This window comes from Mucilaginibacter calamicampi, assembly GCF_042676765.1.
Lineage (GTDB): Bacteria > Bacteroidota > Bacteroidia > Sphingobacteriales > Sphingobacteriaceae > Mucilaginibacter > Mucilaginibacter calamicampi.
Genome location: NZ_JBHTHU010000005.1, coordinates 710,302 through 725,457, shown reverse-complemented (window position 1 = coordinate 725,457; position 15,156 = coordinate 710,302). Strand labels below are relative to the sequence as shown.

Annotated in this window: 12 protein-coding genes; 4 read left to right on the top strand and 8 right to left on the bottom strand. The window is 40.2% G+C overall.

The features are described from left to right. The first annotated feature begins 21 nt into the window (after window positions 1-21). Window positions 22-144 carry a hypothetical protein gene (locus ACFQZS_RS08890; RefSeq protein WP_377099349.1) on the top strand — a complete coding sequence of 41 codons (123 nt, stop codon included), beginning with the start codon at window positions 22-24 and terminating at the stop codon, window positions 142-144. Here ACFQZS_RS08890 and ACFQZS_RS08885 read toward each other — a convergent pair whose 3' ends face one another. Both ACFQZS_RS08885 and ACFQZS_RS08880 read right to left on the bottom strand, forming a co-directional pair. Beyond that, window positions 145-2,058 carry a DUF3857 domain-containing protein gene (locus ACFQZS_RS08885; protein WP_377099347.1) on the bottom strand — a complete coding sequence of 638 codons (1,914 nt, stop codon included), beginning with the start codon at window positions 2,056-2,058 and terminating at the stop codon, window positions 145-147. Beyond that, the gene (locus tag ACFQZS_RS08880) at window positions 2,055-4,031 is read right to left on the bottom strand and encodes a transglutaminase domain-containing protein (RefSeq protein ID WP_377099345.1); all 1,977 of its coding nucleotides are present in this window, start codon (window positions 4,029-4,031) and stop codon (window positions 2,055-2,057) included. The genes ACFQZS_RS08885 and ACFQZS_RS08880 overlap by 4 nt, the downstream gene beginning before the upstream one ends. A 122-nt stretch (window positions 4,032-4,153) precedes the next feature. Here ACFQZS_RS08880 and ACFQZS_RS08875 point away from each other — a divergent pair, with 122 nt between their 5' ends. The 3 genes from ACFQZS_RS08875 (at window position 4,154) to ACFQZS_RS08865 (ending at window position 6,970) form a co-directional block, all read left to right on the top strand. Further along, window positions 4,154-5,176, top strand: a complete 1,023-nt coding sequence (locus ACFQZS_RS08875) for an exonuclease domain-containing protein (RefSeq protein ID WP_377099342.1) — start codon at window positions 4,154-4,156, stop codon at window positions 5,174-5,176. 58 nt (window positions 5,177-5,234) lie between these two features. Next, window positions 5,235-6,488 (top strand): nucleoside recognition domain-containing protein, encoded by a 1,254-nt coding sequence (locus tag ACFQZS_RS08870; RefSeq protein WP_377099340.1) that lies wholly within the window; start codon window positions 5,235-5,237, stop codon window positions 6,486-6,488. Window positions 6,489-6,571: 83 nt separating this feature from the next. Continuing rightward, window positions 6,572-6,970: a hypothetical protein gene (locus ACFQZS_RS08865; RefSeq protein ID WP_377099338.1), complete on the top strand. Its 399-nt coding sequence runs from the start codon at window positions 6,572-6,574 to the stop codon at window positions 6,968-6,970. Window positions 6,971-7,160: 190 nt separating this feature from the next. Here ACFQZS_RS08865 and ACFQZS_RS08860 read toward each other — a convergent pair whose 3' ends face one another. The 6 genes from ACFQZS_RS08860 to ACFQZS_RS08835 form a co-directional block, all read right to left on the bottom strand. Next, window positions 7,161-7,775: a TetR/AcrR family transcriptional regulator gene (locus tag ACFQZS_RS08860; RefSeq protein WP_377099336.1), complete on the bottom strand. Its 615-nt coding sequence runs from the start codon at window positions 7,773-7,775 to the stop codon at window positions 7,161-7,163. A gap of 100 nt (window positions 7,776-7,875) precedes the next feature. Next, window positions 7,876-8,361, bottom strand: coding sequence for a DUF4126 family protein (locus ACFQZS_RS08855; protein ID WP_377099334.1), 486 nt, complete (start codon window positions 8,359-8,361; stop codon window positions 7,876-7,878). Between the two features lie 92 nt (window positions 8,362-8,453). Then, a complete protein-coding gene (locus ACFQZS_RS08850) occupies window positions 8,454-11,864 on the bottom strand; it encodes an efflux RND transporter permease subunit (protein WP_377099332.1) in 3,411 nt (1,136 codons plus the stop codon). A 21-nt stretch (window positions 11,865-11,885) separates the two neighbouring features. Beyond that, on the bottom strand, window positions 11,886-12,986 hold the full coding sequence (locus tag ACFQZS_RS08845) for an efflux RND transporter periplasmic adaptor subunit (protein ID WP_377099330.1): 1,101 nt from the start codon (window positions 12,984-12,986) through the stop codon (window positions 11,886-11,888). 26 nt (window positions 12,987-13,012) lie between these two features. Beyond that, window positions 13,013-14,368 (bottom strand): TolC family protein, encoded by a 1,356-nt coding sequence (locus tag ACFQZS_RS08840; protein WP_377099328.1) that lies wholly within the window; start codon window positions 14,366-14,368, stop codon window positions 13,013-13,015. A gap of 80 nt (window positions 14,369-14,448) precedes the next feature. Next, window positions 14,449-15,060, bottom strand: a complete 612-nt coding sequence (locus ACFQZS_RS08835) for a TetR/AcrR family transcriptional regulator (protein ID WP_377099326.1) — start codon at window positions 15,058-15,060, stop codon at window positions 14,449-14,451. Window positions 15,061-15,156: the final 96 nt, after the last annotated feature.

The window sequence follows — 15,156 nt, the reverse complement described above, 5'->3', positions numbered from 1 at the left end:
TGCAATTAGTACCTTTGCGCTATGCCCAAACAAAAAGAAGATTACTCCTTTTGGACAAAATATAAACGCTTTGCCGTAAACGAGATCTTATTATACGTAATAATGATAGTGGGCATTGTGCTGGGCATTTGGATCTTTAGTTGATCATTTCTTAACCAATGCTACGCCATAAGCGTCGGCATCTCCAACTCTGCGGTAAAAGTCAACCAGATCATCGTATACAGTTTTACTGTACGTACCCGCCAACAGTTGAATTTTGCGGTGGTAAATTAATTGGTTCCCTTTAAGCTGCATAGTAGCGCTGTAACTTCCAAATGGCTTGCTTATTACAATATTCAAGGGTATTTTTTCTGTGCGATAACTATCGGAAGCGAGATTGTAAACTATCTCGTCTTCATCAACATAACCATCATTTATGTAAACGTCTGTTGTTCTATTTCTCACCTCGGCAGGCGTCCTTGCAGTGCGATTAGTGGCATTCAATAAAAAATAGACTTTTCCCTCAGTCACAGAAGCATATGATGGCGCGGAAAATCTTATCGTTTCCGTGGTGACCGGCTCATCTGTTTTGTTTTGCGTAAGGCCGTACTCAGTTATATCAAGGTTGTTAATAGCGTATATCCTGGCAACTGCTTTTAGCCTTTCCGTTTCTGATTTATCTACCAGTTCTTCCCGGTTATCATATTGCGTTCCGGTAAAACGGGTTTCAATCCCGCCAGATAGTTCTCCCTCGTGGTTAATGTTAAAATTTGCCTTACGCACCTGTAAATTATTGTTGCTGATATACTTTGGCGTGTGCAGCAATTTACCACCATCAGGTGTACAGGCCAGTACATTACGGTTATCGGTAAAATTACCTAAAAACCCGAAGGGTATTTTTTGGCTTGTACACTCCAGCCAGGTAGTATCATTAGTAAAAGGTATACACAAAATAACATGGTTAGCCTGCCCCATGCTGGCAAAACCCGGCAAAAGGCTGGATTTATAATCAGAGCCCGCCGCTACCGCGCAATACCACGAGTTGATATTTACGGTGGCTAATAGTGCCTGCATGTAATTAACCAAAGCCTTACAATCACCGTAATTAAGCTTGTCTACATCAGATGCCGGGAAGGGTTGATAACCGCCAATACCTATCTGGACACTAATGTAATGCGTTTTTTTCTGCATATACTCATATATTTTCCTCGCCTTATCCTTTGGGTCCTTTACATCGGCAGTAAGTTGCTTTATCAGGCTAACCGTTTCGGGCGTCAAAGCCTGGCGGCCTCTTAATAATTTATCATATACCCATTTACCCAAATCGTTCCAATTTGTATATGTGCCTTCAATGCCGCCGTATGAGAATTTTTCGAGAGTTATTTTTACACCTATCCTATATAGATCGGGGTCCGGACCATATGGCTCAAACCGGGCTGCATGTATGTTATCAACTTTCCAGGTATATACTTTGCTACCTTCAGGGCTGTTAGTTATCTCAACTTGCTGTGGGGTATTAATCTCTTTGTAACGCACGTTGAAACCAGACCTGTTAATGAATGTGAATATACTTTTCTCTACAGCAACGCCCCTTGAGCGCATGGGGTGCCAGTCATGAAAATTAAGCGATTGCCGCGACCTGGTTTCGTACTCGTATTCTATAGTATAGGGGTATGATATGGACTGAGGCTGATAATGCTTTACGCGGGCGTCTTCAAATAACGAAAAATCAGATGCGGCGCTTTCATCCTTAAAACTACCTGCTGTAAATTTACTTACCTGTTTGCCAAATTCATCATAAACCACACCATGCATTTCCTTTATTGAATTGGCCTTATCATAAAAAATATTTACTTCGGCCTCATCATCCCCATTTTTGTTAAGTATAGTAACAATACGTTTAACGTGGTAAATTACATTATCAACTGATTTAACTTCGGTAGAGACAACCTCATTTCTTACCACAGCACTGGCGTAAGGCATTAGCTCTTTAGGAATAGATGCAGCTGTATAAACGGTTTGTGCCGCTACACTAAAGTTGAGGCAGCAGAAAAGTGAAATCCAGAAAACAGCTCTCATATCTTTTTCTTAAATACCATCTCGCTTTTTTCAGACAGGATTATTTTATTATACAACTCTTTGAGATACGGGTACTCCTCCGGAGCATAAATTGATTTTCTGAATTGTATAACATGCGACAGAGAAAAAGAGTTGCCTAATTCGTGATAATCAACTATAAACACTCCGCCTTGGTTGGGTAGTGCGGCACTGGTATTTTGTGGCTTGTTTTCAATTACATAGCCCTCGGGCAATTTCATATTTAGTATAACACGCTCTTCAGACGCCATACCCCAATCAACAGGATAACTGCGCTCATTAAGTTTGAACGGATTGGTAGTTATCTGACTAAATACAAACGGATTAAAGCTTAATTTTTCGTGATTTAGTCCTTCATATCCATCCATTTCAACCTCGTAAACTTCGGCAACTGCTCCATCAAGACTGTCAAGTCCGGTTATTTCAAACTTTTTAACCTTTGTTTTGCTGAGTTTTTCGTCCATATTTTCAACAAATTCATCAACCGTATTGAATTTTTTTATGGCCAGTCGTTTTTGATAGCCGGAATAACCTCTGGAGTAATTTGTTATTTTACCTACCAATTTTCCATCACCTGATAAGGTAAGATCAAATATGCGTGTTGTATTTTGTATGTTGGGGGTGTTGATATCAATCCAGTAGGAAGGTTTATCAAGACTCATTACCCGGCCCTGATCGTTAAGGCAGCGCATAGGTAGCATACCGAATGAAAGCAGCGGATCGGTAGCGTCAAGTAAATAGCTTTTGCCACCAATATTTGCCTTAGCCAATACGTAATTGAACTCAGTAATAACCGGGAAAAGTTTATTAACTACACCATGGCTGCGGGTTGATATCAATACAGCCTCAACATTTATTCCTGCTGACGCGAGCGCCGCAACCAGAGCCAGGTTAACATCGCCAGAAGTGCCTGTATGATTTTCAAAAGCTTTACGAACGTTTTCACTTCCGAACGAAATAAATTCATTCCACTTTATATTTTTCTGAATCAACGCGTAAACCGCTTTTGCTTTTTGTAGTTCGTCCGTCTTTCCGGCAATAACAGGGGCAATTTTATCCTTAAACTGATCGCTTTTCTTAATTTGAGATCCAAAATAACTATCTCTTTTAAGCTGATAATCAACATCTTTCCACTCTTTAGCTAATTTAGTTGTTCCACCAATAAAAGGGTTAGTGTATTCAAACAGTTCAAAGTAAAGGGCTGATATAAAATTTCTGGGAGCGGTCATGTAATCTTCCTCAACAAAAGCCGGGATATTATTCATACCGTAAATAAAATGCGCGCAATCCGACTGTGCACCATGCGAACTAAAACAGTCTCTTTCTATTTCAGAAATATTTTTGTCCAGGTTTAGGGCTCCCCTTTTTACGGCATTATATTGCCAAAAACCAGGTATATGAGCCTCATATTCCGAGTGGATCTTAGGGATATCACTTTGAAACTGCCAATCGTGAAAATCTTCAAAATAAGGTGTAGTAATTGTATATCTATATTCAATAACACTTCCATTGCGTAAACCAGGCATAGCAAACTTAATTAACTCGTGCGTTTGGTTTACAGCCACCGTAAATATTTGCGATTTCAGCAACTCCTCCCGCTTAACACCGCCATTGGCATCAGTACTAACAGTAATACCTTCAATATCGTCAATCTTCTCTTGCCGCTCCTTGCCAATATATAAAGGCACTTCAACCGTTCCTTTTTTAAAGGCTTCGCTATCAAATATTTTAATTTTTACGTGGTACTTGTAGATCAGCCTTACTTCGTCCGCGTTGGTCATCGTTATCCGGGCATCGCCATATTCATTTAAAACCACCGCATGGGCCGCAGGGTCTTTTACATAGTTTACCATACTTGTTTCTTCCTGCGTAATATTCCCAAACGCAAAATCCTGAGCACCGGCACGGCAGGTAAATAAAAAAAGAGCTATTATAGCAAAAAAGGGGGCTCTCATATTGTGATGTTATATTTAAGTGAGGTTAAGATAAATCTTTTTAATAGAATAATATTAACAGTGTATCTTATTTTGCCGTTTTTTTTTGACTTTTGCAATTCGGCACTGCCGAACATCAACTTATGAAATTAAACCTTACACGCCCTCTGGCGTTCTTCGACCTGGAAGCAACCGGAATAAATATTGGTGTTGACCGTATTGTAGAAATATCAGTTATAAAATTGTTCCCTGACGGCAGCGAAGAAGTAAAAACCTGGCGAGTTAATCCGGGGATACCTATTCCGTTGGAATCATCATTGATACATGGCATTTATGATGACCATATTAAAGATGAGCCTTTATTTAATGCTTTAGCGGCTGATGTAGCTGAATTTATTGGCGATAGCGACCTGGCGGGATACAATTCAAATAAATTTGATATCCCTATGCTGATGGAAGAGTTTTTGCGTGGTGGTGTGCAATTTAACCTGGATAACAGGCATTTTGTTGATATACAAAACATCTTCCATCAAATGGAGCAACGCACGTTGAAAGCAGCTTACAAGTTTTATTGCGACAAAGACATTATCAATGCGCACTCTGCCGAAGCTGATACGCGTGCTACAATGGAAGTTTTGCTTGCTCAGTTAGAACGTTACGCTGATGTGGAATGGGAAGATAAAAAGGGCAACAAAAGTATCCCGGTGGTAAATGATGTAGCAGCGCTGCACAAATTTACCAACCTGCACAGGCCCGTTGATTTTGCAGGGCGCCTGGCCTTTAATGATGCAGGCGAAGAAGTTTTTAACTTTGGCAAGCATAAAGGAAAAAAGGTAGAGGATGTTTTTAACCTGGAGCCAAGCTACTATTCGTGGATGATGCAAGGCGATTTCCCGCTTTATACCAAACGCAAACTGGAAGAGATCTATGCCCGTATGAACGCCAGAAAACAGGCAGAAAGGCAGCAAAAGGCAACACAAAACAAACCTGAACCAGCAGCGACCATTGCAGAAAACAATATAAAATCAAACACTGAGCAAACTTATAAAAGACCAGACAATCAGCGCCAGGCTTATAATCAACCTTTTAAGAGAAGAGAAGAGCCCGCAAAACCTGTTAATGATGATATGTTAAAGCAACTAGCTGACAAATTTAAAAAGGGCTAACCCATTATTCCCTTTGCTGAATTAAAAATCATTACTTACTTTCACTTCAGCAAATTATATGGCCTTAAACTACATCTGGGTATCGTTTTTTATAATAGCCTTTGTTATAGGGCTTATTAAACTGATATTTTTCGGAGATACCGAGATATTCAAATTAATGGCGGAAGGTACTTTTGAGACCACTGAAGCCGCGGTTATGAAGATAGCCCTGCCATTGGTAGGTATTATGTCGCTTTGGCTGGGCATTATGAAAATAGGCGAAAAGGCAGGCGCTATTAATTTCCTTTCGCGCATTGTAGGGCCATTTTTTAACCGTTTGTTTCCAGAAGTTCCAAAAGATCACCCGGCTACGGGTCAGATGATGATGAATTTCTCGGCTAACTTATTGGGTTTGGATAATGCCGCTACTCCATTCGGCTTAAAGGCCATGGGTGGCTTGCAGGAATTAAACAAAGATAAGGATGGTAAGGAAAGTGATACCGCTTCCAACGCGCAGATCATGTTCCTTACTTTGCATGCGTCCGGGTTAACCTTATTACCTATCGCCATAATAGCGCAACGGGCTATATATAATTCTGCAGATCCTACTGATGTTTTCATCCCTTGTATAGTTGCATCTTATGTAGCAACCTTAGCGGCTCTCATTATCGTCAGCATAAAACAGGGCATTAACCTTTTTGACAGGGTAATTATAGCGTGGCTGGGCGGTATAACTGCAGTTGTTGCCGGCTTAGTTTGGTATCTTACCGTGTTTTTAAACAAAACTGAAATATCAGAATTCTCAAAAGTATTTAGCAATGTGGTATTGTTATCTATACCCGTATTATTCATTTTAGGCGGGTTGCGTAAAAAAATAAATGTTTTTGAGGCCTTTATTGATGGCGCAAAAGAAGGCTTTGAGGTGTCAGTTAAAATTATACCGTATCTGGTTGGCTTACTTGCCGCTGTAAGTTTGTTCAGAACATGTGGGGCCCTTACGTATTTAGGCGACGCGTTTAAATGGGTCTTCAGCCATTTTAATATGGATACCCGCTTTACCGATGTGTTACCTATCGCCTTTCTTCGTCCGTTAAGCGGTTCGGGTGCACGAGCGCTGATGCTGGATAATTTGAAAACATTTGGCGTAGATAGCTTTACCGGCCATTTATCAAGCGTTTTATACGGTACTGCCGATACTACCTTTTATATAGTAGCGCTTTATTTTGGAGCGGTAAATGTTAAAAAAACGCGATACGCCATACCGGCCATGCTTATTGCAGATGTATTCGGTATCATCACAGCGATACTCATATCCTACCTCTTTTTTGCGTAATTAACAACCATTTTTATTGTTTCACTCACCTTGTATTCTTGTGAATTAATTTTAATTTTAACGAAATTTTCTTCTGAAAACCAATGGCCGAAAACAAGTTCCTAAAAGAAAAATCTGTAAAGAAAAAATCTGCTAATAAAGCTGTATGGATAGTACTGTTTTTTTGTGCAATTATAATTTCCATGATGGTAAAGATATCATTAACAGGATCGTTAAAGCCGGAGTTTTTTAGAGGCCTGCCAAGTAATGAGGATGCCTATAAAATTGCAAAAGAATATGTAAGGCCCACCCTAAAATCGTCAAGCGTATCTTTTGCCGACGATGGTTACCAGTTCGCTAAGACTTCCGATTCGGTTTATGTGATAAAATCCACCGTAGAAACCGAAGGAACGACTACTGAGTTTAAAATAAAACTACAATACAAAGGTGGCGAGCCCAGCAAGCAAAAAAACTGGTCGGTTATTGATCTGAGTATATTTTAAAAAAAAACAGGCTGGCTATACAGCCAACCTGTTAATCACTCTAAAACAATCACCTCTTAACTTTAGAAGTATCTTTAATTGTACAGATAAGGAAACCCTTATCTGTCAATCATCTACAAATATACCTACCATCTAAGTGTTTAAACATTGTTTCAGCTTTTTTTACTGAAACCTGACAGAGTCAAACCCTTTAATTAAGCCCTCTGATAAATATTTCGGCAAGAAGTAATCTCTTTCCTCTTATCTCTTCTAAATGCTCTTTTTTAGGGAACATGGCCTTTTTATAGGATACAGACCTTACCCTTACGCCGTGTAAAGCATCCAGCAACAGATCTATAATTTCCCCGGGATTTACTACCGGTTTTATCCTGCCCTTATCAACCTCGTTTTTTATTGCAGATGTTAACAAGGCGGTTTCCGTCTCGTGTATCTCCCCTATTATTTCCCATATGCTTTCTGGCAAATTCTGCTCGTTAAGCCTGAAATAGTCAAAAAAATTATAGTTTTCTACAATAAAATCATGTTGCGTATTTATCTGGAAAATAAAGGCGCTTTTCAGGTTGTCAAACCCGGCTACTTCCATTGCTAACTTATCCAAATAGTTATTTGCCAGTTTGCGCATTACCGCTATGTACAACTGACTTTTATCAGGAAAATAATAATACAGTAGTGCTTTTGAAAAAGATAAGTCGCCGGCTATCTCGTTCATGGTTGTTTTGGAATAACCGTAATGCAAAAACCGCTGATAAGCTGCCTCTAAAATCTTTTCCCGTTTTATATCCTGCTGATCAACTACTGAACTCATGAAAAACTTTTTATTAAAACTGACTTTTTTAACAAAAGTATCAAAAATTCTATGGTTTGCTTTGATTTAGCTGCTACAACCTGTAAATGTTACGTATAGATTATACAGTTTGAGCTAGTTTAATACCCGCACTTACCACAAATGCATCCTCAATTACCCCCGATATAAAGTTACCCGCGCCCGTACGAGAGAGTCCTTTCCTCAGATAAAAACTGGCATAGGTTGACGCGCCTGCCACCAAACAACCCAATACCGCGCCGGTTAATGGCTTTCTACCCGCGTCGCTATATATTCCTGCTCCGGCTAAAGCACCCGACAAACAGCGGACTGCTACAGAAACAGGCCTGGTACGATTAGGTGTAAAAGGCAATTTGTCCACTAAAAATTCGCCCAATGCCATTACTTTTAAAACATCTGCTATAGCGATGGATGATAAAAAACCGATGGGGTGATTACGGAATGCAGCCCCTTTATGATCGCTTAAAATATGGCTGGCCAATGCAGGTGCAGCAGCAGAGCGCATGCCCGCCAATAAACCCATTCCTAATACCTGCTTAAAGGATCTTATATTGTTCTGTTTACCCATTGTTGATGTTTCCAATGATAATACAATAATCATTCCCAAAACAAAAAAGCCGCCCTGTTTATAAGGGCGGCTTAAAGTATAGTTTACTGTATTTATACAGCTTTTAACTCAGCTTTCTTATCTACTTTTTTATTACCGGAAAAACGTTGCTTCATCCTGTAATGTATTATGTACAAGCAAGGCACTAATATTAATGTAATAAGTGTAGCAAAGCCCAAACCAAATATCATTGTCCATGATAAAGGGCCCCAGAATGCTACGTTATCGCCACCAAAGTGAATGTGTGGTTTAAACGACGTGAACAGTCCCACAAAGTCAATATTGAAACCAACTGCCAGCGGTATCAAGCCTAATATAGCCGCCAAAGCAGTTAGTATTACAGGCGTCATACGGGTCCTTCCGGCTTCCACAACTGCATCATGCAAATTCTGACCTTGCTCCATTAGCAGGTCGGTAAATTCAACCAGTAGAATACCATTCCTTACAACCACCCCGGCAAGGGCTATAATGCCCACACCTGTCATTACAATGGTTATTGTCATTCCGAATATACTCACGCCTAAAAACACGCCTATTATACTAAACAATATCTCGCTTAGGATGATGAACGTTTTGCCGATAGAGTTGAATTGAACCATCAGAATGATCAGGATGATACCAAACGATGCGCCCAGGGCTCCTAAAAGGAAATTCATGGCTTCTGCCTGGTCTTCCTGTCCGCCACCCATTTTTATCGAAATGTTATCCGGTTTTTTAAAGTCAGTTAAAGCCTGTGCTATCTCAGCGTTAACCTCGTTGGCGTTAAACGGCTTAACCACGTTTGAACCTAAGGTGAGTACACGCCTTTGCTGCTTGTGCTTAATGTTGCTATAAGTATTAGTGTACCTTATGTTGGTAAATGCCGAGATAGGCACCTGCCTTACTGCACCACCGGTAGCCATGTCGCGGTAGGTTATTTTAAGGTTGCGCAGCGCGTCTAAATTATTGCGCTGGTCTTCGCGTGCCCTTATATTTATCTCGTAGTTATCCTCTTTAGTGTTCCTAAAATCAGCGGCTTTCGCGCCAAAAATACTGGCACCTAACGCCTGGCTTATCTGGGTACTGTTAATACCTTCTCTGTTAGCGCGTTCCCTGTCAATATCAAATACTATTTCGGGTTTGTCGCTTTGCACATCGGGTATCAGTTCTTCAATACCTGCAATGTTCTGCTTATTCAGATATTTTTTCAGTCTGTCTGATGTTTTCACCAACGAATCCAGATCATCGCCTATCAATTCAATACTAATATCTTTCTGCGTTGGCGGGCCGCCGTTTTCCTGGTCGATAGTTATTTTAGCTCCCGGAACGCCAGTTACCGCTTTACGTATCCTCGCCAGTATCTCCTTAGTATCCTTGCCATTACGTTTACCAAACTCAACAAAAGCTACGGTAATTTTACCCTTATTGGGATAGTTTCCCTGATCCTCATCCTGCGGGTCGGTAACGCTCACTGTAACGTTGGAGATTACAGAAGATATAATGTCCTTATCGGGCTCAACAACTTTAGCTACCCGTTGCTCCAGTTGGCGGGTTACCTGGTCGGTATAAGCCTGATCTGTACCTGTAGGCAATGTTATATACACGTACACAAAGTTAGGATCGGCCTGCGGGAAAAACTCCACTTTAGGGGCGCGCGCCACCATGAACATGATACTGAAAATAAACAAACCAATGGTTGCCAGAAATATTTGCCATGGGCGTTGCACAGCCCATTCTATCAAATTAGCATATCCTCCCTGTATTTTAGGCCATGCATTTTTCTGGAACCTGTCTATCACCCTTAATAATACAAAGTGGTTAAGCAGGTAGATAAAAATTGCAAATATTACAAAGTTACCCACACCTACGTTTACCATATAACCAAGGCCTGCAATAATGGCCATGATTATAACTACGCGGGCTACCTTTTTGTCAAACTTTGGCTTGTCATGCTCACCTTCAACATGAGGTTTCATAAAATCAACCGCGAAAACAGGGTTGAAAATATAAGCTACCAATAGCGATGCAAGGAGCGTTATAATCAATGTAATAGGTAAAAAGAACATGAATTTACCTATCAAACTATTCCAGAAAGCCAAAGGTACAAACGGTGCAAGGGTTGTCATGGTACCTGAAAATACCGGCATGAACACCTCTCCTGCCGCCATTTTAGCAGCTTGCTTAATAGGTACCTTTCCGTTGTCAAATATCCGGTGTGTATTCTCAATAACCACAATGGCATCATCCACAACAATACCCAAGGCCAACAAGAAAGAAAACAGCACGATCATGTTGAGCGTAAACCCTATCACAGGCATTACCATAAACGCCAGAAAACATGACAGCGGAACCGATAAGGCCACAAAAACAGCGTTTGTGGTACCCATAAAGAACATCAGAATAATGGTTACCAAAATAAAACCAATAATGATGGTATTTACCAGGTCATTAATAGTAGTACGCGTTTTTTCAGATTGATCGCCTGTTACTACAATATTAAGGCCTTTAGGAAAATCTGTTTTCTGCTTTTCCTTTATCATCTCGGTTATCTTATCCGATGCCTCAATAAGGTTTTCGCCTGCGCGTTTACTAACAGCAAGGGTAATAACGTCTTTAAAGTCGTTATCATTGTTGTTTTTTAAGCGCGCGTAGCTTTCCTGCTCGTGGAAACCATCCTGTACATCTGCAATGTCGCGCAGATAGATAGCTTGTCCTTTAGGATTTCTAACCACCATTGCTTTTACTTCCTCGGCGTTCTTAAAATCCTGCTTAATATCAATAGCACGCTGCATGCCATCTACTTTATAATTACCTGCAGATGTAATAATATTCTCGGCACCTATAGCTTGAATAATATCACCATAGCTAATTTGCGCGGCAGTCATTTTGTTGAGATCAACATTTACCTGTATCTCCGGCTTAAGCGCGCCAATTTCTTTTACCTGTGATATTTCCTTATAGCTTTCTATCTCGTCTTTCAAATTATCAGCATACTCTTTTAACTTTTTCAAGCCATAGTTACCTGATATATTGATGTATAGAATAGGCAGGTCGGCAACGTTAATGTCTGATACTGTAGATTCCTTTAAGTTAACATCTCCCTGCGGCAGGTCGGGGTCGGCCTTATCAACCGCCTCTTTTACATCCTGTTTTGCTTCCCGTATTTCACGTCCGCCATTAAACTCGCAGGTAATGATAGATACGTTCTGGTAAGAGTTTGATGTAACCTTTTTAAGGCCTTTAAGTGATTTTAACTGTTTCTCTATCTGCCGGGTTACCAATATTTCAATATTCTGCGGCGACTGCCCGATATATTGTGTTGTAACAAACACCTTTGATTGTGCGATATCCGGAAAATTCTCTTTCGGCAAATTATTATAGCTGACCAAGCCCAATACTGTGATCAAAAACACCATCACGTATATAGCGGTCTTATTTTCAATGGCCCAACTGGAGGGTCCAAATTGTTTGTCCAGATCTTTCATTAGATCGATATTTTTAAAAGGTTATTTACCTACTTGTATAACTCTAACTTTGTCACCCTCTTCAATATCGCTCGCACCTTCAACAATTACCTGATCACCGGAAGCTAAACCTGCTAATATTTCAGATTGTCCGTTCGAGGTAGACCCTAACGTTACTGTTTTGCGTGTAGCAACACCATTTGCGTTAACATATACATAGTTACCCGCGCCCGAGTTTTGTACAGCCTTTATAGGCACGCTTATTACATTATTTTTTGAGTAATCGGCGATCTTTAAAACAGCGGTCATATTAGGGCGAAGCGTTCTGCTTGACGGCAATTTGATCTCTACACCAAAACTTCTTGACACCGGATCAATAACCTTAGCTGCGAAGGTGATATTGGTTATCAGGGAATCGTTCGCATCAGGAAACACAATTTTTACTTTGTTACCTTGCGCTACGCTGGTTGCATACGACTCAGGAACATCTGCTTTAACCCTAAGGTTATCAGCGTTAACAATACGTATACCTGTTTGACCCGGGCTTGCAGCCTGACCCAATTTTAGATCCATCTGATCAATAGTACCATTGATAGGTGATACTATCCGGTACAAATCATTTTGCTCGCGTAAAGCGTCTAATTGCTTTTGCACGGCTTCCAGATTAGTTTGGGCCTGCAGAAACTGAACTTCAGTACCAATCTTTTGATCCCAAAGGTTCTTTTGGCGCTGAAACAACGTTCTAGCCAGGCTAACCTGCGACTCGGCTTGCAAAATATTTTGTTTTAATACGCGGCTATCCAACACTGCAAGTGTTTGCCCCTTGCTTACATGCTGGCCCGGCTTTACATAAATATTTGTAATTGTGCCTTGCGCCTGTGGGTAAGCTGTAACGTTATCCTGGGCATCAATTTTACCTTGTATCTCTACGTAGTTAGTAAAGTTGCCTGTTTTAACAGTAACTGCTCCAACGTCAGTAGTTCTTGCAGAATCAGCTGCGGGCATTTCTGCCTGTAGCTTTGCTATTTTGTCGCTTAACTCAGATTGCTGTTTTTTAAGTTCAGCCAACTCAGCTTTTTTATCTTTCGGCTTTGAGCATGCTGCTAAAAGCAATATTGCGGGTATGTATATAATTTTTTTCATTGTATAATTTGTATTGTGAGTTTAGTTTAATTGATACGTGCGTATGCCTTGTCTGCGTCTACCTTGCTGAGCAATGCATTGTACAAAGCTTCTATATATTGATTATCGGCGGTTTCCAATTCTGTCTGAGCCTGAGTAACTTCAATACTTGAGCCAACACCTTGCTCATATTTTATCTTTGATACCCGCAAAACTTCCTGCGCTAAAGCCCGGCTACGTTTTTGATTGTTGAGCGATTGTAAGCTATTTAAATAAGTTAGGTTAGCGGCATTAGCCTGTAATTTAAACCCATTGGCAGCATTAGATAGATCGTTTTTAGCTTTTAAAACGTTTATTTGCGATTGGCGTAAACGTGCCACCCGTTGGCCACCGCTAAAAATTGGAACATTTAAGCTTAAACCAAAATAGCTATTATAGTAAATGTTATCGTAAAGATACTTCGTCTGGTTTTCCTGGAATACTCCTGCCAGCCCGGCATTTAAACCAAGTGAAGGCAAAAACTCTGCTTTTCTGCTTTTTACATCTAACTGATTAAGTGTGATGTTAGTTTCTAACAACTTGTACTCTATTCTATTGCGATAAAAGGAAGTATCTACAGTATTTTGCCCAACCTGAGCATCCAATTTCAGATCTGCCAACTTATCTGTTAAAACCAACTCTTCTTCAATAGGCATTCCCATTTGAAACTTCAGCATTTGGTTATATAACGTAAGCGATCTTACCACATTCTCACGATTGGTAAGCAAATTATTATATTGAACATCTAAACGGTCCACGTCTATCTTTTCAACAAAGCCTTGCTTGTTGCGTTGTGAAGTTTGGTCAAACTGTTGTTTTAACTGCTCGATATTAGCGTCGAGCAATTTTACCTGTTCGCCACTTACCAATACCTGGTAGTATGCCTTGGTAACATTAACACTGCTTTCGATCTTAGACCTGCTCAAACTGCGGAACGAAAGCTCTTTAAATGTTTTAACAGCCTGTAAGCCAACAATAAAAGTCCCGCTAAACAACAATTGATTTAGCGTTAAAGAATAAGTATTGTTATACTTTATAGGACCAAAAGGGAAGGTTATTAATCTGGCTTTTGGATCAATAGGACCTCCGCTCAAGAAGTTAGGACCTACAGATACTGGCGGCTTTATAAAATCCTGAAAGGTAGCTGAGCCATTTATCTGCGGCAATCCGGTGCCTATGGTTTCCTTAACTTTATATTCTGCACTTTGCACGTCAAGCTGGGCATTTTTAACCGAGTCCTGGTGCTCATGGGCATATTTAATGGCATCAGCCAGCGAAAAGCTATGCGATGCGGGTGCCTGCTGCGCAACCGCCGTTAGGACCGTGGCGCAGAAGAGCGATGTAATTAATAGTATATGTTTCATGTATATATTGTGTGTTGGTTTGTTTCTATTTATTGTTGTCAAAGTAAGCTCTCTGTAATGACAGCCCTATGTCAGCAGCATTACTCATTGTTAATATTTTTATACTGATTTAAAAGTTTATACCCTTTTAGCGTACAGATGCCGTAGTTAAAATGCTCCAGAAACTGGCTCTGCACTTTCCAGGGATTAAACTCGGCCAATGGAAAAAGCTTGGTGTTAAAACCCATTTCTACCTGGTTTACGCGCATACGAGCCATTATTCTAACATCAATTTCAGGGCGTATGTAGCCTTGGTTTATTCCTTTGGTCAGCAATTCCTCCAATGTGTGTATTATCACATCTGCCTTAAAATTTTGAAAAACTTCCCAGGCCTCTGGGTGATACTTCTGCATATCATGGATAACAATAGGATTGATACGTGAAAAAACGTCTTCTGAACACTTCATCATATTGATCATCTCGTCTATCACATTGGCTGACTTACTTATGATATCCTTGATCTGGCATTCATCCTCATGCAATTTTTTCTTCACCAGGGCTATCACCAGCTCGTTCTTATCCTTAAAAAAAAGATAGATGGTTTTTTTCGACATGCCTACATGTTTGGCTATGTCATCCATCGTTACGCTCTTTATCCCTGCCTTTAAAAACAGGTCCTCGCCGCCTTGTATTATTCTTTCTATTTGAACCATTGAATTAATTGGTCAAAACTATGGAAACATTTTTAGATTTTAAAGTTTCCAAATCAAAATATTTTTCAACTTCCTTCAACAGCTGCTCAAAAAGCA

What these genes read in the sequence shown, in the direction of transcription:
- ACFQZS_RS08890 (WP_377099349.1), top strand. Translation starts at nt 22, where the DNA reads ATGCCCAAACAAAAAGAAGATTACTCCTTTTGGACAAAATATAAACGC.
- ACFQZS_RS08885 (WP_377099347.1), bottom strand. Translation starts at nt 2,058, where the DNA reads ATGAGAGCTGTTTTCTGGATTTCACTTTTCTGCTGCCTCAACTTTAGT.
- ACFQZS_RS08880 (WP_377099345.1), bottom strand. Translation starts at nt 4,031, where the DNA reads ATGAGAGCCCCCTTTTTTGCTATAATAGCTCTTTTTTTATTTACCTGC.
- ACFQZS_RS08875 (WP_377099342.1), top strand. Translation starts at nt 4,154, where the DNA reads ATGAAATTAAACCTTACACGCCCTCTGGCGTTCTTCGACCTGGAAGCA.
- ACFQZS_RS08870 (WP_377099340.1), top strand. Translation starts at nt 5,235, where the DNA reads ATGGCCTTAAACTACATCTGGGTATCGTTTTTTATAATAGCCTTTGTT.
- ACFQZS_RS08865 (WP_377099338.1), top strand. Translation starts at nt 6,572, where the DNA reads ATGGCCGAAAACAAGTTCCTAAAAGAAAAATCTGTAAAGAAAAAATCT.
- ACFQZS_RS08860 (WP_377099336.1), bottom strand. Translation starts at nt 7,775, where the DNA reads ATGAGTTCAGTAGTTGATCAGCAGGATATAAAACGGGAAAAGATTTTA.
- ACFQZS_RS08855 (WP_377099334.1), bottom strand. Translation starts at nt 8,361, where the DNA reads ATGGGTAAACAGAACAATATAAGATCCTTTAAGCAGGTATTAGGAATG.
- ACFQZS_RS08850 (WP_377099332.1), bottom strand. Translation starts at nt 11,864, where the DNA reads ATGAAAGATCTGGACAAACAATTTGGACCCTCCAGTTGGGCCATTGAA.
- ACFQZS_RS08845 (WP_377099330.1), bottom strand. Translation starts at nt 12,986, where the DNA reads ATGAAAAAAATTATATACATACCCGCAATATTGCTTTTAGCAGCATGC.
- ACFQZS_RS08840 (WP_377099328.1), bottom strand. Translation starts at nt 14,368, where the DNA reads ATGAAACATATACTATTAATTACATCGCTCTTCTGCGCCACGGTCCTA.
- ACFQZS_RS08835 (WP_377099326.1), bottom strand. Translation starts at nt 15,060, where the DNA reads ATGGTTCAAATAGAAAGAATAATACAAGGCGGCGAGGACCTGTTTTTA.